22 protein-coding genes, 1 tRNA gene and 2 pseudogenes are annotated in these 24430 nt (G+C 35.7%); 5 read left to right on the top strand and 20 right to left on the bottom strand.

What is annotated here, in order from left to right; all coding sequences use genetic code 11:
* Positions 1-53 precede the first annotated feature (53 nt).
* From EWZ81_RS02075 to EWZ81_RS02030, 10 genes and pseudogenes are all read right to left on the bottom strand, one after another.
* Positions 54-1289: a DNA type IV secretion system protein ComB10 gene (locus tag EWZ81_RS02075; RefSeq protein WP_165548862.1), complete on the bottom strand. Its 1236-nt coding sequence runs from the start codon at positions 1287-1289 to the stop codon at positions 54-56.
* Positions 1286-2821, bottom strand: a pseudogene (locus EWZ81_RS02070) (TrbG/VirB9 family P-type conjugative transfer protein). Before EWZ81_RS02070 ends, EWZ81_RS02075 begins: the two are co-directional and overlap by 4 nt.
* Positions 2821-3990, bottom strand: coding sequence for a VirB8 family type IV secretion system protein (locus EWZ81_RS02065; RefSeq protein WP_165548861.1), 1170 nt, complete (start codon positions 3988-3990; stop codon positions 2821-2823). Before EWZ81_RS02065 ends, EWZ81_RS02070 begins: the two are co-directional and overlap by 1 nt.
* Positions 3991-4106: 116 nt before the next feature.
* The gene (locus EWZ81_RS02060; protein WP_165548860.1) at positions 4107-6140 is read right to left on the bottom strand and encodes a type IA DNA topoisomerase; all 2034 of its coding nucleotides are present in this window, start codon (positions 6138-6140) and stop codon (positions 4107-4109) included.
* 2 nt (positions 6141-6142) lie between these two features.
* Complete coding sequence (locus EWZ81_RS02055; RefSeq protein WP_165548859.1) at positions 6143-8566, bottom strand: VirB4 family type IV secretion/conjugal transfer ATPase; 2424 nt, start codon at positions 8564-8566, stop codon at positions 6143-6145.
* Entirely contained in the window at positions 8559-8825 is a 267-nt protein-coding gene (locus EWZ81_RS02050) for a hypothetical protein (RefSeq protein WP_064431320.1), read from the bottom strand. The genes EWZ81_RS02055 and EWZ81_RS02050 overlap by 8 nt, the downstream gene beginning before the upstream one ends.
* Positions 8826-9128 (bottom strand): virB2 type IV secretion protein, encoded by a 303-nt coding sequence (locus tag EWZ81_RS02045; protein ID WP_082231441.1) that lies wholly within the window; start codon positions 9126-9128, stop codon positions 8826-8828.
* Complete coding sequence (locus EWZ81_RS02040; protein WP_165548858.1) at positions 9125-10648, bottom strand: toprim domain-containing protein; 1524 nt, start codon at positions 10646-10648, stop codon at positions 9125-9127. Before EWZ81_RS02040 ends, EWZ81_RS02045 begins: the two co-directional genes overlap by 4 nt.
* 6 nt (positions 10649-10654) lie before the next feature.
* Positions 10655-10948 carry a hypothetical protein gene (locus EWZ81_RS02035; protein ID WP_165548857.1) on the bottom strand — a complete coding sequence of 98 codons (294 nt, stop codon included), beginning with the start codon at positions 10946-10948 and terminating at the stop codon, positions 10655-10657.
* 19 nt (positions 10949-10967) lie between these two features.
* Positions 10968-11747, bottom strand: a complete 780-nt coding sequence (locus EWZ81_RS02030) for a hypothetical protein (protein ID WP_165548856.1) — start codon at positions 11745-11747, stop codon at positions 10968-10970.
* A gap of 108 nt (positions 11748-11855) precedes the next feature.
* Between EWZ81_RS02030 and EWZ81_RS02025 the strand changes: the two genes are divergently transcribed.
* Together EWZ81_RS02025 and EWZ81_RS02020 are read left to right on the top strand one after the other, a co-directional pair.
* Positions 11856-12590 (top strand): DUF3226 domain-containing protein, encoded by a 735-nt coding sequence (locus tag EWZ81_RS02025; protein WP_165548855.1) that lies wholly within the window; start codon positions 11856-11858, stop codon positions 12588-12590.
* Between the two features lie 56 nt (positions 12591-12646).
* Complete coding sequence (locus EWZ81_RS02020; RefSeq protein WP_000780400.1) at positions 12647-13642, top strand: HoxN/HupN/NixA family nickel/cobalt transporter; 996 nt, start codon at positions 12647-12649, stop codon at positions 13640-13642.
* A gap of 3 nt (positions 13643-13645) precedes the next feature.
* Here EWZ81_RS02020 and EWZ81_RS02015 read toward each other — a convergent pair whose 3' ends face one another.
* Entirely contained in the window at positions 13646-14167 is a 522-nt protein-coding gene (locus tag EWZ81_RS02015; RefSeq protein WP_079295148.1) for a flagellar FLiS export co-chaperone, read from the bottom strand.
* 135 nt (positions 14168-14302) lie between these two features.
* Here EWZ81_RS02015 and csd4 point away from each other — a divergent pair, with 135 nt between their 5' ends.
* Positions 14303-15619, top strand: a complete 1317-nt coding sequence (gene csd4, locus EWZ81_RS02010) for a DL-carboxypeptidase Csd4 (protein WP_165548854.1) — start codon at positions 14303-14305, stop codon at positions 15617-15619.
* Between the two features lie 200 nt (positions 15620-15819).
* Positions 15820-16113: pseudogene (locus tag EWZ81_RS08405) on the top strand (hypothetical protein).
* A gap of 217 nt (positions 16114-16330) precedes the next feature.
* On the opposite strand, the gene copP reads toward EWZ81_RS08405, so the two are convergent.
* Genes copP through EWZ81_RS01980 form a run of 7 tightly spaced genes read right to left on the bottom strand, consistent with a single transcriptional unit; the run spans position 16331 to position 22985 of the window.
* Complete coding sequence (copP, locus tag EWZ81_RS02005) at positions 16331-16531, bottom strand: copper-binding metallochaperone CopP (RefSeq protein ID WP_000869076.1); 201 nt, start codon at positions 16529-16531, stop codon at positions 16331-16333.
* A complete protein-coding gene (gene copA / locus EWZ81_RS02000; RefSeq protein ID WP_165548853.1) occupies positions 16532-18757 on the bottom strand; it encodes a copper-translocating P-type ATPase CopA in 2226 nt (741 codons plus the stop codon). It abuts the gene before it with no gap.
* A complete protein-coding gene (gene pssA / locus EWZ81_RS01995; RefSeq protein ID WP_001122188.1) occupies positions 18754-19467 on the bottom strand; it encodes a CDP-diacylglycerol--serine O-phosphatidyltransferase in 714 nt (237 codons plus the stop codon). Before pssA ends, copA begins: the two co-directional genes overlap by 4 nt.
* Complete coding sequence (locus tag EWZ81_RS08310; RefSeq protein ID WP_000881890.1) at positions 19457-19711, bottom strand: hypothetical protein; 255 nt, start codon at positions 19709-19711, stop codon at positions 19457-19459. Before EWZ81_RS08310 ends, pssA begins: the two co-directional genes overlap by 11 nt.
* A gap of 2 nt (positions 19712-19713) precedes the next feature.
* The gene (gene ftsH / locus EWZ81_RS01990) at positions 19714-21612 is read right to left on the bottom strand and encodes an ATP-dependent zinc metalloprotease FtsH (protein ID WP_001943162.1); all 1899 of its coding nucleotides are present in this window, start codon (positions 21610-21612) and stop codon (positions 19714-19716) included.
* Positions 21613-21620: 8 nt separating this feature from the next.
* Positions 21621-22598: a 50S ribosomal protein L11 methyltransferase gene (prmA, locus tag EWZ81_RS01985; protein ID WP_165548869.1), complete on the bottom strand. Its 978-nt coding sequence runs from the start codon at positions 22596-22598 to the stop codon at positions 21621-21623.
* A gap of 12 nt (positions 22599-22610) precedes the next feature.
* Positions 22611-22985 carry a chemotaxis response regulator CheY gene (locus EWZ81_RS01980; RefSeq protein WP_000772146.1) on the bottom strand — a complete coding sequence of 125 codons (375 nt, stop codon included), beginning with the start codon at positions 22983-22985 and terminating at the stop codon, positions 22611-22613.
* Positions 22986-23345: 360 nt separating this feature from the next.
* On the opposite strand from EWZ81_RS01980, the gene EWZ81_RS01975 reads away from it, so the two are divergent.
* Positions 23346-23876: an outer membrane protein gene (locus EWZ81_RS01975; protein WP_001868748.1), complete on the top strand. Its 531-nt coding sequence runs from the start codon at positions 23346-23348 to the stop codon at positions 23874-23876.
* Positions 23877-23890: 14 nt separating this feature from the next.
* On the opposite strand, the gene EWZ81_RS01970 is transcribed toward EWZ81_RS01975, so the two are convergent.
* Both EWZ81_RS01970 and EWZ81_RS01965 read right to left on the bottom strand, forming a co-directional pair.
* A tRNA-Ser gene (locus EWZ81_RS01970) sits at positions 23891-23978 on the bottom strand.
* Between the two features lie 43 nt (positions 23979-24021).
* Complete coding sequence (locus tag EWZ81_RS01965; protein ID WP_165548852.1) at positions 24022-24429, bottom strand: hypothetical protein; 408 nt, start codon at positions 24427-24429, stop codon at positions 24022-24024.
* Between the last annotated feature and the right edge of the window lies 1 nt (position 24430).

The following is a 24430-nucleotide window of genomic DNA, read 5'->3' as shown; positions in this document are numbered from 1 at the left end:
TAATATTGTATTTTAATTTTACACTATTTAGAATAAAATTATTATTAATAATGCTATTTTGTATCATTGTTTTGCTCCTTTTCTTCATTAAAAAATTTCGCTAAGACTTCATTGTTTTTAGGGATAGGAAACCAAATATCCGTATTAGGACTAATAAAGATATGGCTTCCTTCTCTAATAGTGATAATGGGCTTAATCCTGATTTGCTCTCGCATGATTTGAGCGATAATGTTATTCAGGCTGATACCAGTTTGTCTTGTCATTTGCATCATCATGTAATCTCCAAAATAGTTTTGATTGAAACCACCTCTTTTGTTTTTCATCGCTTCGGTAAGACCGCTAGTAAGACCTATGAGTAGCCCGTTTGACAAAGTGCTTAAGGATAAGGGGATACCATAGCGTTCCCAATATTTGTTATGGAGTGTGCCTATCATGCCGTTATAGCCCTTAACATCAGCTCCCTTAGCATCGCTTAAAATAATATTAACCCCTTGTGGCGTGATGATCCTGTTCCAAGCAATTTCTAATCGGTATTCTCCTATTTTGTTATTAGAGTTGTAATAGCCTATGGCTCTACTCCCTTTAGGGATTAAAACCGCTCTACCCATCGTTGCGTATATATCGCTCTCCACTTGAGCGACTATCTTACTCCCCCCTATTTCACTGCTAATAGGAGTGATCAGAATGGCTGGGATCATCCTGTCAGCTGTAATCGTTCTTAAAAGTTTGTTTTCACTGCTCGCTACATTTTTTCTTTTAAAATTTTTAAACCCGTTAGAGCCGTATTCTTTTTCAAGCTCTCGTTTTTCTTTATATTTTATGTGAGAAACGCTATTTTTTATAGAAATGGGAGGTTGCGTTTCTTTTTGGCTGCTAATACGAGACGCTAAAATCACAAGGCGGGTTTTTTCATCTTCGTTAGCGGTATTGTAGTTGAAGGATGGACTTTGTGGTTTGATAAGTGTTTTATTAAAGTCCTTAGGCAAATTTGGTAATTTTTGCACTAGTGCATTAAAATCATCTAAATCTTTTTGTGTTTTTTCTATATTCTCATTAACGCTTTTAGTTTCATCGTTTGGTTTCACTTCATTGATAGCATCTATTTTATTCTTAATGCCTTCGTAAGCTTGAAACAAATAAGACGAAGTAGGGAATTTACCTTGAGAAACATTAACAGCTTTTTCTTTGATTTCTTGTTCATAAAAAAGAAAAAAACCCACTAACACAATCACAATAATTAATCCAATTTTTACGATCTTATGCTCCAAGAGTAAAAGAAGTTTTTTCATTTCTTGTTTTCTTTATCCCCTTTAATAGGGTTCGCTTGATTTTGTTTTTTGGTGTTATTTAACCCCTTTTGATGCTTCTCTAAACCATCAGTGGTTTTTAGTCTTTCAATATAAGGGATAGGCACGCAATACTGGGTTTTGATGGTGTGTTTTTTGAGCTTGTTTTTCAAATCTTTTTGCAAAGGCTTAGGAGCTTTTATGATGTTTTTAACCTCTTCTAAAGTTTTAACTTATTCTTCATTTAAGGCTCGGCATTCTTTGCTTGGAGTTTGGTTTTTGATTTGAGTTAACAACTCCGTTACGCTAATGGCATTTTTAGGTTGAGGCGTAGTGTCTTCAATCAAATGCATGTTGTTTCGTTTGGCTTTCATGGCTTCATCTTGCTCTAAAAGCCTTTTTAAAAGCATGAAGTCCTTAGACTTTTGGTATTTGCGCTTGTCTCTTCTCACGCACACGTATTCCTTACCGCTCCTTAAAGTCCATTTTTTAGAAACGTCTTCAGCAATAATGTAATTCCCTACCACACGGCTATTGATAGGATTATCATACCCATCTACAACCTTATAGGTGTAAGGAAATTTTGAAAAGGCTTGATCCCTGTCATATCTAAAATAAGTGTATTTGCCATCATCAAAGACATCTAGCACCTTTATATCAAGCGCGTCATCACTGGGTTTTTTATAGAGCCACAAACTCCACCAGGTGCGTTTGTGTTTGGGGTTTTGCAAATAACCACGATTGATTTTAGCTTTTTCAATGAAAATGTGATTGACTTCATCTCCAATTCTTATAAACTTGCCATCATCAATTTCCTTGCTCTCATAATTGATTTTTCTGTAGTCAAGCTTGTGCTTATCTTGTTTATTAAAGTTATCTGTTTCTGTTTTAGCCAATTGTTCTTGCTCCCTTTTTTCTAACTCGCTCTTAGACAAAATATTGAGCTTGCCAATAGATCTTTTATTAGAAACAAACACTGAAAAATAGCTTTGAAACTTGCTGGTGTAAGTGGTACTAAACAAGTAAAAGGTATAAATTGTGCCGCTCGCTCCGACTACGGTTAGGTTCGTATCCACCCCTATAAGTAACGGCTTGATCACTAGCATGTTAGACAAATCGTAATGATCATTAGTAGGATAAGTGAGTTCAAAACCGCTAGGATCTCCTAAACTCACATAGATAATAGGATCATTATCAAAAATAAAAGTAGTGGTCATCGCATAGCGCAAGCGGATTTTATTGGTGTTGCCTGCCACATATAAGACATTGAAATTATTGTCTTGCAATTTTCTATTTTTAGAAAAATACACGCTCTGTAGGGCCTTTAAATCCATAAGCTGTTTGGCTTTTTCTTTGTTTTCTTGTTCTTTGAAACTTTCTAAACTATCGGATTTTGCTGGGATAAGATTGTTGTTTTCTTTGCCATGTTCAAAAGAACTTGTAGGATCAGTTTCATTTGTGTTGTTCCTAAAAATATCCTCTTCAGCGCTAAGTAAAGCGCAATACAAAAATAGCGATAGGGTAAATTTTTTCATTATTGTTCCTTAACATCTTTATACTGGCTCATATGAGGGTCTTTTTTCTCGGTATGGATAATCCTAGATTTCACACCATCATCTTTGACTTTATTTTTCTCATCTAAGTCTTTTAAAATCGCAATCTCAGTTACATCATAACCTGTAACAATAAAGCCTGTAGGGTTTAAAGACATGGAGTCAAAATTGATTTCTTGTTTTTTAAATTCAAAACTCATCACCACTTTATAGCGCTTTAAGCTCTCTAATTCTCCACTATGATACAAGCTCACTTCAATGTCAATATAGGCTAAATCTTTATCTAAGTAAATATTTGCAATCTTTACTTTTCTTGTGAGTAAAGGATTAGTGTAAATGCTGTCATAATGAGCGATGAGTTTTTCAAATTCATACCACACCTCATTGGAACTTTGCTCTTTAATGGTGTTTTGACGCATTTTTTCATGTTGCTCAATATGAGTAATGCTTTCCCTGTTTAGCACATACGCTCCCACTAATGAACGAATAAGAGCTTTATTGGCTGTAATGGTGCTATCTGCCTTTTGAACTAAAGCAAAATTTTCTTTATTGTTAGAAAATTGCACTAAATACGGTTCTTTTTGTTTTAAGGGCAACAGAACAGTCAGTAAGATAATAAGCAACGCTGTTGTGCCAAAGAAGAAACACGCTACATAAAAGATATAATCGCCTAATTTTTTCTCTAAATGATAGATAACGCTTGCATCTCTCACTTCTTCAAAGAGCATTGTGGGGGCAATGCTTTTATCAAAGCCTATTCTGGAGAAAAAGTTTTTAAAAATTCTTTCTTTTTTTTCTTGGATTGGCTCGTTTTGGGGCATTTCTTTTTTCTCTGTTTCTATCACAGGCTCTTCTACAAATTCTTTAATTCCATTGATGGTGGTTTGATTGGGCAATGGCAAAGAAAACAAATCGTTAGATTGGTTTTCTTTAGTGTCTTGAGTTTCTTCTTTAAATTCTGTGTTGTTGTCTGCTTTAAGATTTTCTTTGTTTTCTAATTGCTTTAATTCATTTTCAATTTCTCCTAAAAGCAAAGTTTGTTCTTCATTCTCTTTTAGATCGCCCCACAAATCCATGCGTCTTTTAGTTTGTAATTCTAAATTTTTTAAACCGCCATGAAATTGTTCTAAAACTTCGCTTCTTTTTGACATCAACTAGCCTATGGATTGATTTAAGTGAAAAAAGGCACAAGGGCTTTTATACATTTCATATTGTTTATTAGAACATCCACTTAGTGCTAACAAAATTATTCCTATTAAAAATATTCTCATTTCTTTGCTTTTTTGTGTTTATCAATCCATTTAGAGATAGCGAATTTGTCATTCAATATTTTATTGGTGGGCATTGCCAATTTACACTCTTCACAAATTTTTTTAACCAGATTTAGTTGTTTTTGACTAGGTTTTTCTTTAACATGCTCTGCAATCCAATCAGAACATTTTTCCTTATTCTGCAGGATTTCTTGACTGGGTTTTTGTAATTTTTTATCTTTACAGATTTTGTCTATGAGTTCAAATTGCTTATCAGTAGGCATGTTGTTGTCAGTAGATTGTATTTGATAAAACTTGGCGGTACTTTTTAATTTGCTTATGACTTCAAGCATGAACTTTTCATAACTAGCTTCACCTCTCATAATTAAATCCAAACATTCTTCAAATTGTTTGGTAGTGCTTCCTAATTTGCTCTTATCCTTGCTTGTAAGAGCGATGAAATCCACTTCTTTATCTTTCTTGAAAAATGAAATCACTTCTAATCCTTGACTAGTAGGGGTGATAGCGTTAGTTTTTGCATCAATGCTAATGTATTTACGCTTCAAAAGAAGATCTAAGAAGCTCGCATAAGTGCTAGGACGACCAATCCCCTCGCTTTCCAATAAGGGAATAAAGGCACTTTCTTTATAAGGTTTGGGACTGGGTTTTTCTATTTTTTTAATAAAAACTTCTTTTAATGGGACACTATCATTTTCTTTTAATGAAAAGTTTTCTATTTCACTTTCTTGTTCTTCCTTGTTAAATTCTTCTTTGCCTTGAATGAGTTCTTCAATCTCTAAAAAACCTTTTTCTTTTAAAAGTTTGAAAGAGAGCTTAAAACTCTCGCTTTTAATTTTAAAGTTACAATCATATTGATTGTATAAGGCGTTTCTACTTTGAGAACAAATTGTATTGGCATAGATAAGTTGATACAACTTCAGCGCTAATTCTTCGCTTATTTTAGCGTCACTGCACACTTTTTCTAAGTCTTTTAAAGCATGCGGATGTGTAATTCTTATGGCTTCATGCGCTTCAGCTTGTGAGTTTTTGCCAGCCTTATATTCCCTGTATTGATAAACACTCGGATAAATAGGTTCAAAAAACACTTCATGTTCTTTGAGATACTCAGGACTTAAAAATTCACTATCAGTTCTATGATAAGTGATGAGACCAGCTTCAAAGAGTTTTTGAGCAAGTTGTGCGATTTCTTTAGTGGGTATTTTTAAGGATTTGCTCGCTTGGGATAAAAGTTTAGAGGTGGTGAAAGGTTTTTTGGGTTCTTTGTTGGATAGACTTTCTTTTAATGAAACTAGAACACTCATAGAGCCTAATCCGTCCTTTAGATCTTTTAAAAATTGAGATGCTTCGTTTTTGTCTTTAAATTTAAAATCTACTAGTTCGTTTTTTTCATTCGCCCTTACATGCTTAATAATCACTTCTTTTTCATTGCACACAATATTAGCTTGGATTTGATATTCTACTTTTTCTTCAGCATCCAACTTATCAAAATCCCTTATTTCTTGATCTCTTTGGCAGATTAAAGCTAGAGCTGGAGTTTGCACTCTACCAGCGCTCAATTCACTAATATTTAAACTTTTTCTTAAATAGCTTGTTAGAGCAAATCCAACAACCTGATCGCTTGCAATCCTGCCTAAGAATGATTGGTATAAATTAGTGTTAGAACGAGAAAATAACACCGCATTTTTTAAGCCGTTTTCAATACCGCTTGGTGTGATCTCATGAAATTCTGCACGATAAATTTCATTAGCTACATTTTTAATTTTTTCGTAAAATTGATAGCCAATACCATAGCCCTCTCTATCAGGGTCAGTAGCAATATAGACTTTTTTGTCCCTACAAGCATTGATTAAAAAATTTATTTTCTTAGCCTTGTCTTCTTTGATTTCAAACTTACAAGCAAAATTATTTTCAATATCTACGCCTATAAGGTTAGTAAAATGCCCTATAGTTGCATAAACTTCCGCACCTGTTAGTTGTTTAATCTTTTCAACCTTATTAGGGCTTTCAATGATAATCACGCTATCTTTCATTCCTACTCCTTTGTCAAGTAAATTTCTTTATAATTCTTTGGATTATCCTTTTTAAGCATCTCTAGTTCAAAAACGCTAGACGTGCTAGAGCTATACGCTCTTAAAAATTTTTTACTGGTGCTGTTTAGCTTTTCTAAATTGATTTCTAAAAATACGCTAGATTGAGTGAGAAGGTTTTTCACTAATACTTGCCTAGCGTTTAACGGCGTTTTGTTTAAAAAGGATTTTTCAATAGGACTTAATAAAATGCCATAGCTCTCTAATTTCTCAAAATTGTTTGTAGGATAGAGTATGACTTGAGCGGCGTTTTCAATAATGGACTTTGCTCCCTCTACGCCATCAAGTTGGTTAATGTCTTGAAAGGCTAAAGTTAAAACCCCATTGAGTTTTCTAGCTTGAGCGAGTGTGTCTTTGATTTTAGCTAGCATGATGGGATTTTCAATAACAGATTTTGCTTCATCAATGAAGATATAAAAAGGCTTATTTTCTAATTTAGCTCTATTCATGACTTTATAAAATAGATATAACACTGCCAAGTTAAAATCTTTTTTACTACTAGAAAGAGCATCCATATCAATAACAGAAAGCTTTTTAGCAAAGTCTAAACAATCAGTAGAATGCTTGTATAAGTCTTTTGAGCTCTCTTTTTCTAAAATGTCTTTACTATCTAAATAGTCTCTTTCTAGCGTGTCTTTAAAATCTCTTAACTTAAAAATAGCACCCCCTTGTTTTGTGATATTGTTATAGCAAACTCTGATCGTTTTGGATAAAGCGCTTAAAGTCTTTTTTTCTTTTTCATCTTTAGTATCTTCATCAATATTGAGCATGAATGCCAACCAACTCACTAAAAAGGTGCAATTAGCGCTTGTATCTTTTAAAGAAAACGGATTAATGTAGAAATCATTGCTATCGTTGTATTGACCATCTAAAAACTCAGTCATCACACGCATGCCATTATTTCTGTCTAAAGCCAAAATACTTAAATCTTCATATTTAAAACAATTGGTGATTAAAAATTCAATTAAAGTGGTTTTACCAGCCCCTGTGCCACCAAAGATGATGGTATGCCCTGATACCATATCATTTTTTCTTTTTGCCTCATAAGCATGGAAATTGAATAAATAAGGCGATTTGTCTTGGTTTCTAAAAATAGTTAAATGGCGATCACCCCATGAATTTCTAGAAAAACCACAATTTTGTTTTTCCAATATGATTAAAGAAGCAATATTTTGACTAGACAACAAACGCTTTCTAAAATTCAAGCGATTACGATTGGGGAAAAAGCTAAAAAACATAGGCAACATGCCAATACTCTCTTGTGTGCTTACAATACCTTTTTGTTTAAGCAAGTTGGTAATTTCTATACAAGCACTATCTAAATCGGTTTTAGTTTTGGCATGAACTAAAATGTTTAAAGAAATCTCCTGCATCAAAACCCTGTCTGTTTTAATCATGTCATTCAATTTATCAATTTCAACTCTAATGCTCTTATTCGCTCTTTTTCTTTTAGTTTCAATCCTTTTTTCAGCCTTTGCTTTAGGAATATTGTCAATATTTAAAATCACATCGAATTCTAAAGATAAATGCAATACTGAAGAAAGAGCGGTGCTGACAATTTTGTCTATATCATAAGTCTTAATGCTGATGAAACGCTTGAAAATCTCTTTATTATTATGAATGTGAGTGAAAAAATCTTTTTTAAAATGCACATCAGAATTAATCATGCCATCATGCAAACGACCTCTAGCAAAAGTGTATTCACTAGGAACGCCATTGATATATTCCGCATAAAAATTAAGCAAACTGTTGGCATCTATTTTTTCTACAAACAAGCCAGAAAGCATGTTTTTAACATTATTGATAATGCTGTCTAATATTTTAGATTTATCTAATAGATTAAAATTATCAAAGCCTATGAAATAGTTTTCTTGATATTTAACTTCATCTTGTTTGTTATTTTCTTGAATATTTTCTAATTCATTAGTAGTGATTTTTTTCTTAAATCGTTCCAAATAACCTTTAATGCTATCATTCTTAGTTTCAAAAATTAAGTAATAGAAATTTTGATAAACATCCTCAACCCCCTGCTCCCATAAATTGATAACCTCTAATGCAAAAGGATTGCTTATCTCCTCTTGAGTATATTCATGGTGCATGAAAATCTTACGCCTTTTAGCTACGATTTTAAAATGCACGCCATCTACAATCTCATTAAGAGCTAAAATGCGTTCATTAAATTTTTGCGCTATTTCTTTGTCATCTAAAGATAAATAAGAAATTCCATCTAACTTAAGAGCGCCTACAAGGTTTGATTTTTCACTTAAAAGATAATGCTCATTGTAAATGCCCACTATGTTAGTTTCTTCTTTCATGCTATAACGCTTAGGAACTAGCGAGCATAAAGAATTAAAAATTTTCTCAAGCATAATAATTTCTAGCTCCTGTCCTTAATGTGAAAAGCACATGCAAAATGGCTGTTATATCTTCATCAAAAAATTCTAAAATATAGAATACAAACACACAACTAGCCATTAAACCCATAGCATAAAGTGGTTGGAATGAAAGTAACCATGCCGACATTAAGAAACTAACAATCCAACTATCCAAGTTTAATCCCAAAAAAGTTTCTCTTTTGCTAATTTCTCTAATGTTGATACTTTCAACACAAACAATATGCAATGCCATCTAAAATAACCATTGACTTAAAGTTTTAGCATTAGAAATAGCAGCGGTTATAATGATAATCCCAACGCATTTCCAACCAATTTCTCCAAGCCTGTCCCAATTTTTATAGGCGTAAATGCAAGTCCCAACAATGATTAGACCACCAATAGCTTTGATAAAGTCATTGCTTATGAAATCCAATATTTGAGTGAATTTTTGTTTGTAATCTGGCACCGCCAATAAAAAACTAGGCATTAACATTGCCAAACTCATCATTCTACGAATTTGCTTAAACATTCTTATTCCTTTATGTTTTATTTTCATCTTTCATGTCCTTTGTTTTGAGATTGATTGTTGGTGTAATAGACAGAATTAGCTACATATTTAGATCCAAAGCCATGATCTTGTTGGTAACCATGAAACACTCCTTGTAGTAGTTTAGGTTTTGGCATTAGATCTTGTAGTTTTTGTAATTGGTTAGCCAAGATGCTTTTTTGTGATGGTGTGGTAGTAGGGTTTCGCATTTTTTCTTTGGCATCAAATAAAAAATCTTGTAAAATCCTATTGCTAATTTGCTTCAATCCTAATGCTTTAGCGATTTTCAAATCATCGTTCGCATCTTTGCTGATAGGCGTATAAATGTTTGGAATTTCTTTAGTGTGAGCGTAAAAAATTTTTTCCAAAATAGCGTTGAATTTTCGCCCCTGTTCATCATTATCCATTGCTAAAATAACATTAAGACTTAAATTAGGAATTTTTGGTTCTTTTAGGCGTAAGGCTAGAACAGGCTTAAAAACGGGTCTAGGGATAAGATTATTTTTATCTCTTATGGGCGAGAAAATGGGATCATTAGGGACTTTTTTAGGCTCATTATCGTGTTTAGCTAACTCTTTAGCACGCCATTTTTCATATCTTTTTTGAAAATTTGTGTAATTTTCATAGTCCTCTAATTGCTTGTTGTAGCGATCAATTTCTTTGTGGTATTCATTGTATTCCTTACACTTATAAGTGCTGATGGTATTAAGAAATTTATCTACAAATTTTTGCATTCTTTCTTCTGTGAAATTACCAATAGTAGAAATAATAGCTGTTTGATTAGGATCAAACCCTTGCATTTCTAGCACGCTTAAGCCATCAAAAACGCTTTCAGCTACAATGATATTTTGAATATTTTTAATATTTTGTGGAGATAAAACTTCAAAACCCTTGATAGAACCTGCTTGCATTAAGTGTTTAGTGGGATTAGTAGCGCCTTGCATAGTGAAAGGTTTGGATAATCGCTTGTTATACCCACCCTGTATTAAGTTTCCATTATCATTGGTCAAATAGCAAGGTACACATAAATTTGCATGTCCATCTTCTTTGATTAAATGACTATAAGGTTTGAGTAAAGTTTTATCCAAAGAGCGACTATCCAATAAAGTGTGAAACAAATCTGAGCTTTCTATATCGTAGGTAGGGAGCTTTTCAAATTGTTTCACTACTTTTTGACGCTCTGCTTCCTGTTTTTTGGTAATGATTGTATAAGGCTTGGAATTGTTATATTTGTGGTTTGGCTTATCGCTAATTTCTAAATCATCTCTATTTTTGATCAAATCATTAAAATCTAGCCCACGATTTTTACAAAAGGCGATAATCGTGCCTTTATCTTCATCATTATGAGTGTTGAAATAATGATAACTCCCATCAGGTTTTCTTGAAACAATAAGTGTGCCTTTAATGGTATCGTACTCATTGTAAAGAGCCGGGTTATTTTTGCTTGATTTCTCTACTTTGTGTTTATAGCCATTAGAGAGTAAAATCTCATCTAATGGTAAGAATTGTAAATTAGAGATATAAGCCATAATCTTTCACCCAAATCTACTTTTTTTAATCTTTTTGGCTAGTCTCATTTCATAATGTTTGGCTCTCGCATCATACAAAATACGATCCATTGCTTGAGTGAAAAATTTCATGACTTCAATTGCAGTCTCTACTTCGTTGATTTCAAATAATAATTTCATAGCGATTTCAACTTCCCTATACACTGATTTGGGTAGATCTTTTACCAAAAGATTTTTGTATTCTTTGCTTGTAGGATTAAAGCCTTTAGGGATCACATATTTTTGTGAAATTTTTAAATCTTTTTTGAGTGGAAATTGCATTTTTTATCCTTTGTTTTCTTTATGATGCTAGAATTTCCTTATCTATAGATAGTTCATCTAATGCTCTATGGATATTCTTTTTTACAATTGCTTGTTGGTAAGAGCACTTGATGTTTGGAATTTTTTTGCCAACAAGTTGATCATAAGTCAATCTGTAAGAAAGACAAGGATTATTAACCGACACAAACTCCAAAAAAATATTGTTAAAGTTTTGCATTTGAAAATGCTTAGGAATTTTCAAAAAGAATACACCGTGCTTGTTTGCGAGCTTGAATGCTCTATCTTTTAATTTCTTGAAAATTTTTTTCAAATACCCACAAATTCCTAAAAAGAAGTTATTAGGTAAGTTGCTCTCCCCATTCAAACCTAAATGTTCGTAGTCTTCTATTTTAGTGAAGTCATGCATAGACAAAAAAACATAACCCTTTTTGTTCTTAAAAGCAGTTAAAAATCCTATTTCCTCTAAAATCTGGAGATTATGTCTTAAGGTTCTATCACACCATTGCAAGCGAGTTAAGGCATAATGGCGGTTTAACGCGATTTTAGAACTTCTAGAATCTATAACAATTTCACTTAAAAGTTCCATGAGTTTCTTACAGCCTGTGCCACCAAAGAAAGTTGTATTGCTAGAAAAGTTCAATATCTTTTTAAAGAGTTTACATTCAATATAACCAAATTTATCAAATCTGAAAGGAATAAACCTATCTTTTGAATGCTTGGAATAACCGACATTGTTCGCATGCATTTCTTTTAAGATGTTTGCATCTAAAACTTTTCTTTCAAAAACTCTTTCTTGCATAGTCATAATCCCTAGATATTGATTTCTTAAAGATTAGAAAATAATTGCATTCCCTAAAGAATGGTGCCAATCTTTTTGGAGGTAAAGAAAGGTTTAAGGAAAATAATTATGAGTAAAAAGACACTCATTTATACAGAAGGAGAAAGTGATAAAAAATTTCTAAGTTGGTGTCTTGATGTTTGGAAAAATGAAGATCATTTTGATCAAGCTCATTTTGATATAATCCATGTAGAAGGTAAAGATAAATTATTCTCAGATGAATTTTGTAAAAGAATCGAGAATATTTTAAAGAATAAAAACCAAGAATATAGACAAGTGTGCATTATTTTTGATACAGACATAAAAAAAGAGAACCAAGAAAGAGATGCAGGTAAAGAGAACCAAGAAAGAGATGCAGGTTTTGATAACAAGCTTAAGCATATTCGTGAAAAATTCAAAGAAAAAGGGACTGATTTTCCAAAAGAACAAATCTTTTTATTCCCTAACAATCAAGATGATGGTGATTTAGAAACCCTATTATTAGAAATTGCTAAACATGATGATTTTCTTAAATGCTTTGAAGGATACTTAGAATGTATTAAAAGTAAAGAACATTATAAACCGATTAACAACATAAGAAAAAGTAAATGGTATGCCTATTTAGAAGCACTTGGATTAGAGAATTTGACCAAGACCAATATAGATGTTTTTGATGATAAAGGTAAAATAAAGGAAAAACACAAAGAAGAATATGAAAAACTAAAAGAAGCGATTGATTTTAACTCGAATTCTCTCATTCCCCTTAAAAATTTTCTAGGGCAATTAGCAGAAAATAAACAAAAAACAAAACTTAAGATTTTCTAATTTAACAAAATATATTACAATTATTTAAAAAATACTATTTTTACAAAAGGTGCGCGGTGAAATTGTGGTTTCCTTATTTTTTAGCGATTGTGTTCTTGCATGCGTTAGGTTTGGCGTTGCTCTTTATGGCCAATAACGCTTCGTTTTATGCGGCGGCGTCTATGGCTTACATGCTCGGGGCAAAGCATGCGTTTGATGCGGATCACATCGCTTGCATAGACAACACCATTAGAAAGCTCACCCAACAAGGCAAAAACGCCTATGGCGTGGGGTTTTACTTTTCTATGGGGCATTCAAGCGTGGTGATTTTAATGACCATCATCAGCGCGTTTGCGATCGCTTGGGCTAAAGAGCATACGCCGATGCTAGAAGAAATAGGGGGGGTAGTGGGGACTTTAGTTTCAGGGCTTTTTTTGCTCATTATAGGGCTATTGAATGCGATTATTTTAATAGATCTATTAAAAATCTTCAAAAAATCGCATTCTAATGAAAGCTTGAGCCAGCAACAAAACGAAGAGATTGAACGGCTCTTAACGAGTAGGGGCTTACTCAATCGCTTTTTTAAACCCTTATTTAATTTCGTTTCCAAGTCGTGGCATATTTATCCTGTGGGCTTTCTTTTTGGGCTAGGCTTTGATACCGCTAGTGAAATCGCGCTTTTGGCCCTCTCTAGCAGCGCGATTAAAGTGAGTGTGGTGGGCATGCTTTCTTTACCCATTCTTTTTGCCGCTGGCATGAGTTTGTTTGACACTTTAGATGGGGCGTTCATGCTCAAGGCGTATGATTGGGCGTTCAAAACCCCTTTAAGGAAAATCTACTACAACATCTCCATCACCGCTTTAAGCGTGTTTATCGCGCTTTTTATCGGGTTAATTGAGCTTTTTCAAGTCGTTAGCGAGAAACTCCATTTAAAATTTGAAAACCGCCTTTTAAGCGCCCTACAAAGCCTGGAATTTACAGACTTGGGCTATTACTTGGTGGGCTTATTTGTGATAGCGTTTTTAGGCTCATTCTTTTTATGGAAAATCAAATTTTCTAAATTAGAGGGCTAGATTTTAAGCCCTCAAATTATCGCTCAACAAATCTTTAAGGCTTTTATTTGAAAAACTTTGTTTTGGCATGAAAGCTTTAGGGTTTGAAAGGCTTTCGCTCAAATAACCTAATAATTCCTTAATTTCGTTTAATTTTTCTTCCAAATAAGCTTGAAACCCGCCCGCATTTTCCAATAAATCCAAAGGATTAGCCACAATCATGGAAAAAACCTCATCGTTAATGGCAATGTTGAGCTGAGTGTCAAACAAAGGGGAGGCTAAAAACTGGCAATTTTCTACAATTTCTCGCAATTCCTGTTTAATGATAGAAGCTTGCAAAGTGTCTTTATCTTCCAAACCCATGCTCTTATTCAGGAGCTTTTTGCAAGCGATTTGCAAGATTTGCAACGCCCCAACGCTCTCGTTTATATTTTTCATGTCCCTACTGAATTTAGCGATTTGTTGGGATTTTTCTATCGCATTGGTTTTGAAATCGCTTGTTTCAACATCGCCCAAATGCTTTTGAAGAGTTTTTAAAATATCCATAAAAAACCTTTTAAATAGAATTAAACGATCACAAGCATTTTTCGTTCCTTTTTTATGGAAACTTCAAAAAACACCCTTAAAAAGGTTTTTAGGTATAATTAGCGATCTTTTAGTTTTAAATAGTAGAGAGATTGGATGAAAAAAATATGGCTTTTGGTGTGGGGCTTGTATTCTTGGGTGTTTTTGCATGCGATAGAAACGATAGAAAAAGCCCCTACAAATGTAGAGGATAAAGACAAAGCCCCCCATTTGTTGCTTTTAGCAGGGATTCAAGGCGATGAGCCTGGAGGGTTTAATGCAACTAATTTGTTTTTAATGCACTATAGCGTTTTAAAAGGCTTGGTGGAAGTGGTTCCCGTATTGAATAAGCCTTCCATGTTAAGAAATCATAGGGGCTTGTATGGGGATATGAACCGTAAATTTGCCGCTTTAGACAAGAATGACCCTGAATACCCCACTATCCAAGAAATCAAATCCTTGATTGCAAAACCCAATATAGATGCCGTCTTGCACTTGCATGATGGCGGTGGGTATTATCGCCCTGTTTATATTGATGCGACGCTCAATCCTAAACGCTGGGGGAATTGCTTTATTATTGATCAAGATGAAGTTAAGGGGGCGAAATTCCCTAATTTGCTTGCTTTTGCTAACAATACGATTGAGAATATTAACGCCCATTTATTGCACCCCATTGAAAAATACCATTTAAAAAACACGCGCACCGCTCAAGGCGATACAGAAATGCAAAAAGCCCTGACTTTTTATGCAATCAATCAAAAAAAGAGCGCTTTTGCCAATGAAGCCAGCAAAGAACTCCCACTAGAATCAAGGGTGTTTTACCATTTGCAAGCCATTGAGGGCTTACTCAATCAGCTCAATATCCCTTTTAAGCGCGATTTTGAGCTTAACCCTAACAGCGTGCATGCCCTAATCAACGATAAAAATTTATGGGCAAAAATCAGCTCTTTGCCCAAAATGCCCCTTTTTAACTTGCGCCCTAAACTCAATCATTTCCCCTTGCCTCACAACACTAAAATCCCACAAATCCCCATAGAGAGCAACGCTTACATTGTAGGGCTAGTCAAAAATAAACAAGAAGTGTTTTTAAAATACGGCAACAAGCTCATGACACGATTATCGCCTTTTTACATAGAGTTTGATCCTTCTTTAGAAGAAGTGAAAATGCAAATTGACAATAAGGATCAAATGGTTAAAATAGGGAGCGTGGTTGAAGTGAAAGAGAGTTTTTATATCCATGCTATGGACAATATCCGCGCGAATGTGATTGGCTTTAGCGTTTCTAATGAAAATAAGCCTAATGAAGCGGGCTATACGATTAGATTTAAAGATTTTCAAAAACGCTTTTCACTGGACAAGCAAGAAAGGATCTATCGCATAGAATTTTACAAAAACAACGCATTTAGCGGGATGATTCTAGTGAAATTTGTGTAGGAATGGATAAATCTTACCAAAATTTAAGGCAACGCCTAATATAAGATAACTGCCAATAAAGGATAGTCATGCTAGACATTAGAAATCTTTATTTATCATTACCTAACTTAACGAATAGGCTATGCAAAATAAGCAATAGACTCTACACCATGCATTCATCTTGTTCTTTTTCAGCAAGGGAATATCGTGTTTTAGAAATAATGCATGAGATAATCCAAAAGGGTCCAAAAGGGTATGGATGGCTTAATACAGCGACTAGACAATGACTTAAAAGATAATCACTCTCGTATTCTTGTCCCTATTGGATGCATAAGGGGCTTAAGTCTCGTTGACAATAAAAAAACCTGATGGAGCTATGCATGTTGTTTATTAAAATCTGTGAACTTATTCGCTCATCATTCAAAAGCCATTTATCTCGTAGCTCTCTTTCTTTTATTGGTGGTGTAATTAGCGGCTTGAACAAGCAGATCCGTATGTATAAAAAATTGGAGTAAGAAAAGGAGAAAATGCGATAATTTCTTTCTCTTATTTGTTATGATAAATCACCATTGAAAGGCGTAAAAACACCCAAACACATTAAAAGACAACAACCCTTTTGCATGTTGCGGTATTTGGCTTATTTTTATACTAAACCACTTTCAACATTAATCCGCTAACTCTATATCACACCACTTCTATATCACACCACTTCTATATCACACCACTTCTATATCACACCACTTCTTGCCCCGCATCTAGTAAGGCTTCCTTAATCAAATCCTGTGTCGCTGGAGCGTCAAATTCTACAACCACGCTCTTTTTTTCCACGCTCGCATCAATAAAGCTCACGCCTTCAATTTCGCCCACAAATTTTTCAATCTTATCCACGCAATGGCTGCAAGTAATGCTTGGCACTTGAAAAGTAACTTTCATTCAATGATCCTTAATTTTAAAATTCCTTAGCCTTTGGGAGTTTAAGACCACACTCACAGAGCTTAAGCTCATCGCTAAACCCGCAATCGCTGGGCTTAACATGATATTAGCCTTATAAAGAACCCCACAAGCTAAAGGGATAAACACGCTATTATAACAAAAAGCCCAAAACAAATTTTCTTTGATATTTTTAATGGTCGCCTGGCTCAATTTAATCGCGCTATAAACCGATTTAATGTCGTTATTAAAGCTCACAATGTCCGCTGCTTGCACGCTCACATCGCTCCCTTTAGCCATCACCACCGCTACATCGCTCATAGCAAGGCTAGGAGCGTCATTCAAGCCATCGCCCACCATCATAACGATCTGCCCTTTTTCCTTAAGCTCTTTAATCTTGTTGAGCTTGTCTTGTGGTTTAGCGTTGCTGATATAACCATCTATCCCTAATTCAAGCGCGCATTTTTTGACATTCTCCCTATTGTCTCCGCTTAAAAGAAAAGTGCTAATGCCTAAATTTTTGATTTGAGCGACATGCTCTTTCACGCCTTTTTTGGGCAAATCCTCTAAAACAAACGCCCCTAAAAGCTCGTCTTCTTTTTCATTGATCGCTCTACCCACAAACACTAAAATCCCGTTTTCTTGAATTTCTAGCGTGTTAATAGGGTTAAAAAACTCACTATTACCTACTTTAATGATCTCTTTAGTGCCTTGATAATCTACTTTAGCGCTGATGCCAAAGCCCGTTTTCACTTTAACTTCACTCATTTCTTTTAAGGGAGCGTTACGCTCTTTTGCGTATTCTACAATCCCCTTAGCAATGACATGTTCGCTGCTCTTTTCAATGCTGCTCGCTAAACTCAATAGCTCTAATAATTCTATGTTAGAATGAACGCTTTTAACGACAGGTTTGCCGTTAGTGAGCGTGCCGGTTTTATCAAAAACGATCGTATTGACTAGCCTTGCTTTTTCTAAACTTTTAGCGTCTTTAAAAAATAAGCCCAAAGAACTCGCTTTTTGGTTCGCCACTAAAATACTCATAGGCGTAGCCAACCCCAAAGCGCAAGGGCAAGAAATCACTAAAACCGATACAAACACTTCTAAAGCGGTGCCAAAATTCCACCAAAAATCAGGCTTAGGCGCGATGATGAGCCATACCACAAACGCTAAAACAGCGATAGCGATCACGCTTGGCACAAACACGCTTGAAACCTTATCCGCTAAGCGAGAAATCTCTGCCTTTGAGCTTTGAGCGTTATGGATCATTTCTATAATTTGAGACAAAGTGCTGTTTTTGTTATTTTGCGTGGCTTTCATTAAAAAACTCGTGTTGCTATTGAGCGTCCCTGAAAAGACTTTATCGCCGACTTTTTTATAAACCGGCAACGCTTCGCCGCTTAACATGCTCTCATCTAATTCCCCTTCGCCCTCTATGATTTCGCCATCCACCGCAATCGTGCTTCCAGGGAGGACTTTTAGAATATCCCCCACCACAATGCTATCCACTAAAACCTCAATCTGTTGGTTATTTTGCATTTTAAGGGCGGTTTTTGGGGCGTTTTTCATCAAGGCTTGCATAGCGTCTAAAGCTTTGTCTTTAGAAACATTTTCAATGCGTTTGCCCACCATCACAAACATTAAAATCACGCACACGCTTTCAAAATAATAATGCCCATAAGACCACTGATTGGTATAAACGAAATACAATTGCCACAAGCTTGAAATTAAGGCAGCGCTTGTGCCTATGGCGATAAGGCTGCTCATGTTAGGTTGTCTGTGCCATAAGGCTTTGAACCCTTGAATGTAAAAATCCCTCCCCCAATGCATGACAATGAGCGTGCCTATAAGCTGTAAGCAAGCGTTTAAAAAATTACTATGGTTGTTAATCGTGAGCAAGCTTTCAGGTAAAAGGCTAGGGCTAAGCATCGCCCCCATAGAAAGATACACCACAAAAAGCGTGAAAATAACCGCCAACGCTAATTTAACATTAGGGCTAAAAAATTCTTTTTTTTCTTCCGCCAAAGTTTTTTTAGGGCTATAGCCCAATTTTTCAATGAGTTTAAAAATTTCGTCTAAATTGGTTTCGTTTTCGTTAAATTCAATGTTAGCACTCTTATTTAAAAGGCTCACTTCTATTTTTTTCACAAAACTCTTACGCCCCAAAGAGCGTTCAATCCCACTAGAACACGCCGTGCAAGTCATTCCCTCTATGTAAAAAGATTCTTTCATGCGCTTTTATTTTTATTAAAAATAATTTTTACCATTAAAAATAGCCACCGAATGATGCCATAAATCAAATACAGCCCCATAAACACGCTCAAAGCCTCTAAAGGGCGCACAAACACTAACGATAAAAAAATCAACACTAAGATGAAAAGCTTGAGATTCCACTTGACTTTTTTAAAATTAGGGTAGCGGATATTGCTCACCATAAGCACCCCTAGTAAAACAATAAAGCCTAAAAATAACTTTTCGGTATTGCCTTCTAAGAAATGGTATTTATTATCTAATAACACGCAAAGCACCACCAATACCGCCGCCGCAGGAATGGGGATACCGATGAAAGAATAGGGGTCGCTTGTGTTGGTGCTGATATTGAATCGCGCCAATCGTATCGCTCCAAAAATCACAAACAACGCGCTCACTGCCATACCTATGCGCCCAAAATTATACCCCACATAAAAGTAAGTAATAAGGCTTGGGGCGACTCCAAAAGCGATTACATCAGCTAAGGAGTCAAATTCAATACCAAACTTGCTGGTGGTGTTGGTAAGCCTTGCGACACGCCCATCAAGTCCGTCTAAAATAAGACTCGCTACCACTAACCAGCATGCCATGACAAATTGGTAACTGGAAGCGTAAAAAATACTCATCATGCCTAAAAAAATACTGCTAGCGGTGAAAAGATTGGGGAAAAGATAGAGAGGGTTAATAGGCATTAGAGATTCTTTTTAACTTGGCTTTTAGAATAGGAATAAAAACGATTTTAAAATCCATTATGGGAATAAAAATTTTACAAGCACTAAAAAACTCACAAAAAAAGAGCGTTAGAGCAAACGCTTTATAACGCTGTTGGTAAGCATGAGTTTTTAGAAAACAAAACCTAAAAAAAAACTTTAAACAAACAGAATGTTTGTAATAAGGCTTTAAACCCTTATCAAAAATCTGTTTGTAAGCTAGCACTCTTAACTCGCTTGCTCTTCTAAAGGGATCAAACGGCTTTCTAAATTATTGGCGGTCTCGTATTCGCTGATGATTTCACGCACCCTTTCGCCCGTAATGACTTCTTTGTCAAACAATTCTTTGACCATGATTTCAATCGCCTCTCTATAGTCGCTTAAGGTTTGTTTGACATGCTGATAGCGCTCTTCTAGCAGGTTTTTAATGAAAAGATCCATTTCTTCTGCGGTTTTTTCGCTAAATTCCCTACTGCTCCCATAACCGCCTCCTAAAAAGGCGTTCCGTTGCTTTTCTAACACCATAAGCCCGCTGACACTGCTCATGCCGTAGTAACTCACCATGCCTTTAATAATATCAGTCGCTCTTTCTAAATCGTTGCTCGCACCGGTAGAAATTTCTTCCAAAAAGACCTCTTCAGCCGCCCTCCCGCCTAAAAGCACATCAATTTCAGCGATGAGTTCATGCTTTTGCATCAAGTATTTGTTTTCTTCAGGCGTGTTAAGGGTGTAGCCTAAAGCCGCCATGCCCCTTGGAATGATAGAGACTTTATTCACCCTAGCACTCCCTTTAGTCATTTCAGAAATCACGGCATGCCCGCTTTCATGGTAGGCGACGATTTTCTTTTCTTTAGGACTGATACGCCTGCTTTTCTTTTCTAACCCTGCAATCCCTCTTTCAACCGCTTCTTTTAAATGCTGTTGTTTGACTTCTTTTTGGTTGTTTCGTCCCGCTAAAAGCGCAGCTTCATTGATGATATTCGCTAAATCCGCTCCCGCAAGCCCTGCGGTGAGTTTGGCGACTTCCTGCAAATTCACATCATTAGCGAGTTTCACGCCTTTAATATGCACTTTTAAGATTTCTACCCTGCCATTAAAATCAGGCTTATCCACTAAAACCTGCCTGTCAAAGCGCCCTGGACGCATTAAAGCCGGATCCAAGATTTCAGGGCGGTTCGTTGCGGCTAAGACAATCACAGGCGCGTTTTCGCTCCCAAAACCATCCATTTCAGCTAAGAGCTGGTTTAAGGTTTGCTCTCTTTCATCGTTCCCGCTTATCATGCCTCCAGCCGCTCTGCTCTTACCTATGGCATCAATTTCATCAATAAAAATGATGCTAGGGGCTTGTTTTTTAGCGGTTTCAAACAGATCCCTAACCCTGCTTGCCCCTAAGCCCACAAACATTTCAATGAAACTGCTCCCTCCCATAGAGAAAAACGGCACATGCGCTTCGCCAGCCACCGCCTTTGCTAAAAGGGTTTTACCGGTTCCTGGAGGCCCTACTAACAGCACGCCTTTAGGGATTTTAGCCCCTAAATTGGCGTATCGTTCAGGGTATTTTAAGAAATCTACGATTTCTACCACCTCTTCTTTGGCTTCTTCATTGCCTGCCATGTCATTAAAACGCACATTGGGTTTTTCAGCGTTAATGAGTTTTTTCGCACTCCCCATGCCAAAAATACCCCCACCCATATTTTTTTGCATGCGGTTTGCCATAAACATCCATAGCCCTAAAATCACTAAAATAGGCATGAGCCACCCTAACATGTCGGTAAAAAAGTTAGATTCGCTAAAACCAGAATAATTGATTTTTTTCTCGTCTAACAAAGGCACTAAGGTTAGATCAGGCACTCGTTTAGCGATATAAATCACACGATTGTTGCCCTCTTTATGGCTGGCTTTGATCAAAGTTTGACCGATACTCACATTTTCCACTTCATTATTACTGATGAGCTGTTTGATTTCATGGTAGCTCACATTTTTAGTGCTAGAAGCTAAGAAATTGTCCGAAAAACTGCCATCAGAATTGAAAGAGCGTAGAAAAAAAATGAGTAAAATCCCTCCAAGAACCGCAAGGACAATGGGACTTTGAAAAAAAGGTTTTTTAGGTTCGTTCGTTGGTTTCATTATAATCCTTAATTTATTGATTGTTTTTTAAGCAATTTTAGAGCGACCCATTCGTTACGCTGTCGCTGTTCTAAAACATCAAATCCATTATAATAGATCTGTAAAACAGAGTTTAAATGGGTTTCTAAAATCCCTGATAAAATAAGAGTGTGGTTACAAAGCCGCACAAATTCACTATACAAACTCTTAATCACATCAGCGACAAGGTTCGCCACAATGATATCAAAACGCCCTCCAATTTTTTGCGTAGATCCATAAATGATTTTATCTTGCGTTAATAGGGGTATTTCATTCAAGCTAAAATTTTTTAGGGTTTCTTCAATGGCTAAACTATCCGTATCGCAAGCAGTTAAAGCGCTAACGCCTTGTTTTTTTAAGGCGATGCTTAAAATCCCGCTCCCACAACCCACATCTAAAGCGTTTTTGCGTTTTAAATCAAGGTTAGAGAGCAATTCCAAACACATAGAAGTGCTTTCATGATGGCCTGATCCAAAGGCCAAAGCTGGATCGATCATTATGCAATCATCTATAGCGGCATGGCTTGGTTTTTGATGCCAGCTAGGGTGTATGTAAAATTTGGCGCATCGCACCGGTAAAACAGCTTGTTTGTAGGCTTCTAGCCAGTCTTTTGAAGCGAGGTTGCGTGAAAGGTAGAAAAAATCAAACTCGCTTTGCAAGCTTTGCTTTAAGTTCAAACAAAACGCTTCTAACGCCGGAAAAAGCGAATCGCTCAAATTTTTTTCAGAGCGTAAAATAACGAAATTTTTGAGGTGCGGGGGTTTTTCTTTTAAATTTTCTTTTAGGGGGTCATGAGTGGTGAAATAACGCCAACTGGATTGGCTTACAAATTCAATGGTTTCTTCATCGTCAAACGCTTTTAAATTGTCTAAGCTTGATTCTTCTAAGGCTAGATGTGTGGTGTCTAAAAGAAAGCTCTCAAAAAGCTCTCGCTCCTTAGGGAATATAAAGAAAAACTCATAATACATTGATTCTAACACTCAATCGTTTGTCCCTAAAACAACCTCTAATTTTTCTTTCAAAACTTGGGGGGTAAAAGGTTTCACAATGTAGTTATTCACGCCCGCTTTTAAAGCCGTAATGACCTCAGCTTTACCGCCCTCTGTGGTGATCATAATGATAGGGATTTCTTTAAATCGGTTATCCGCACGCACCTTTTTAACGAGATCCAAGCCGTTCATTTCAGGCATGTTCCAATCCGTAATAAGCACCTTAGTGTCCGCATTAGCGTCTAGTTTTTCCCAAGCTTCCACCCCATGCTCAGCTTCTAAAACGTCTTCATAACCTAAGCGTGAAAGTGTGTTTTTAATAATCCTTCTCATAGTTGAGCTATCATCTACTACCAGTAGTTTCAAAGCGCTTCTCCTTTTAAGATTGCATTTAAATTAGGCTCTTTTTAAACAGCCAAAGCGTCCTAAACGCCTTATAATAATAAATCATTCCAAATAATAGCATGTTTTGATTAAAATTACCTTGACCGACAATAATCATTGACTAAATGGAGCGTTCAATGAGCGTTCTCATTTGTAAAAAAATTCAGTTTGTTTGCTATCATAATCGTTTAAAAGTAATAAAATAACTTTTGAGTGCGATAAAGGGTATTGGATGGTTTGAAAAAAGAAAGACAAGGATTTTACAAGTAAGTGTATTATTTAAGAATTTTAATACTGGGTATAAGTTTTTTAAATATTTTAAATGCTGAAAATTTGAGTTATATGTCTTCTTCTTATCAAATAGGCACGGTATTTATGCGCCCTTTAAACACCAACAAGCTTTTACAAGGGGCTTCAATCCTTCAAGGCTATGAAGTGAATCCTAAAAACGATTGGGCTTATTCTAGGTATTATTTCTTTATAGATTATGGTAATGTGCTTTTCAATAATGATTCCACTTTGCAAGCGAACATGTTCACTTATGGGGTGGGAGGGGATTTCATGGTCGCCTACGCTAAAAACCCTATCAACCGCTGGGCTTTTTTCTTTGGCTTGCAACTGGCCGCCAACACATGGATACTCAATAATAAAGTCAAAGATTTGGTGGTGAATACTTGGGATTCGTTAAAAGATTTCAATTTTCATAACACTTATTTCAGGGCTATCGGGAAATTTGGGGTGCAGTTTCGCACGATCGTTTTGTATCATAAGGTGGATGTAGAAATTGGCATGAAAATCTTTCTAACCCCTGAAAGGCACAGTTTGTTTGAAAGGAGCTTTTTGTTTTTTGTTTCACACTCGTGGCATTTTTAAGTGGCATTTTTAAATGGCGGAGAGAGAGGGATTCGAACCCTCGAAGGCTTGCACCTTACACGCGTTCCAGGCGTGCTCCTTCAACCACTCGGACATCTCCCCTTAAAAAAGGGCTTATTATAACTAAGATTTGTTTAAAAAGGGCTTATTTTAAAAGGAGTGAATCTTTAGAAATAACGCCATCAATCTGACTTTTAGCGCAAATTTCCCACGACTCTGTATCGTTTAAATCCATAGAAAACAAGATTTTGCTATCTAATAAGTAATTAGTGGCGTGTTGTTGGGCGAGTATGGCTTGCTTAATATCCTTAAAAATACAATAGAGCGGTTTGAAAGCGTTGAATAAAAAAAAGGTGTCCGTCTCTATCTTGTGCGATAAAAAGATCACGCTAAAATGGACGCCATTTTCACAGCAATACTTAGCTAACTCCAAATTTTTTGGGTTTGCTTCAAAACACACTATATCGTTATTGGTGCTGGAATGAATAGCATCGGTGTTTTTAATGAAAACAAAACGAGCGCTAGGGATTAAAGGGTGTCCTAAAATAAGCATT

The organism is Helicobacter pylori (assembly GCF_011140715.1).
Taxonomy (GTDB): domain Bacteria; phylum Campylobacterota; class Campylobacteria; order Campylobacterales; family Helicobacteraceae; genus Helicobacter; species Helicobacter pylori_DA.
The sequence above is the reverse complement of the archived record's forward strand: the minus strand, read 5'-3'. Positions and strand labels throughout refer to the sequence as shown.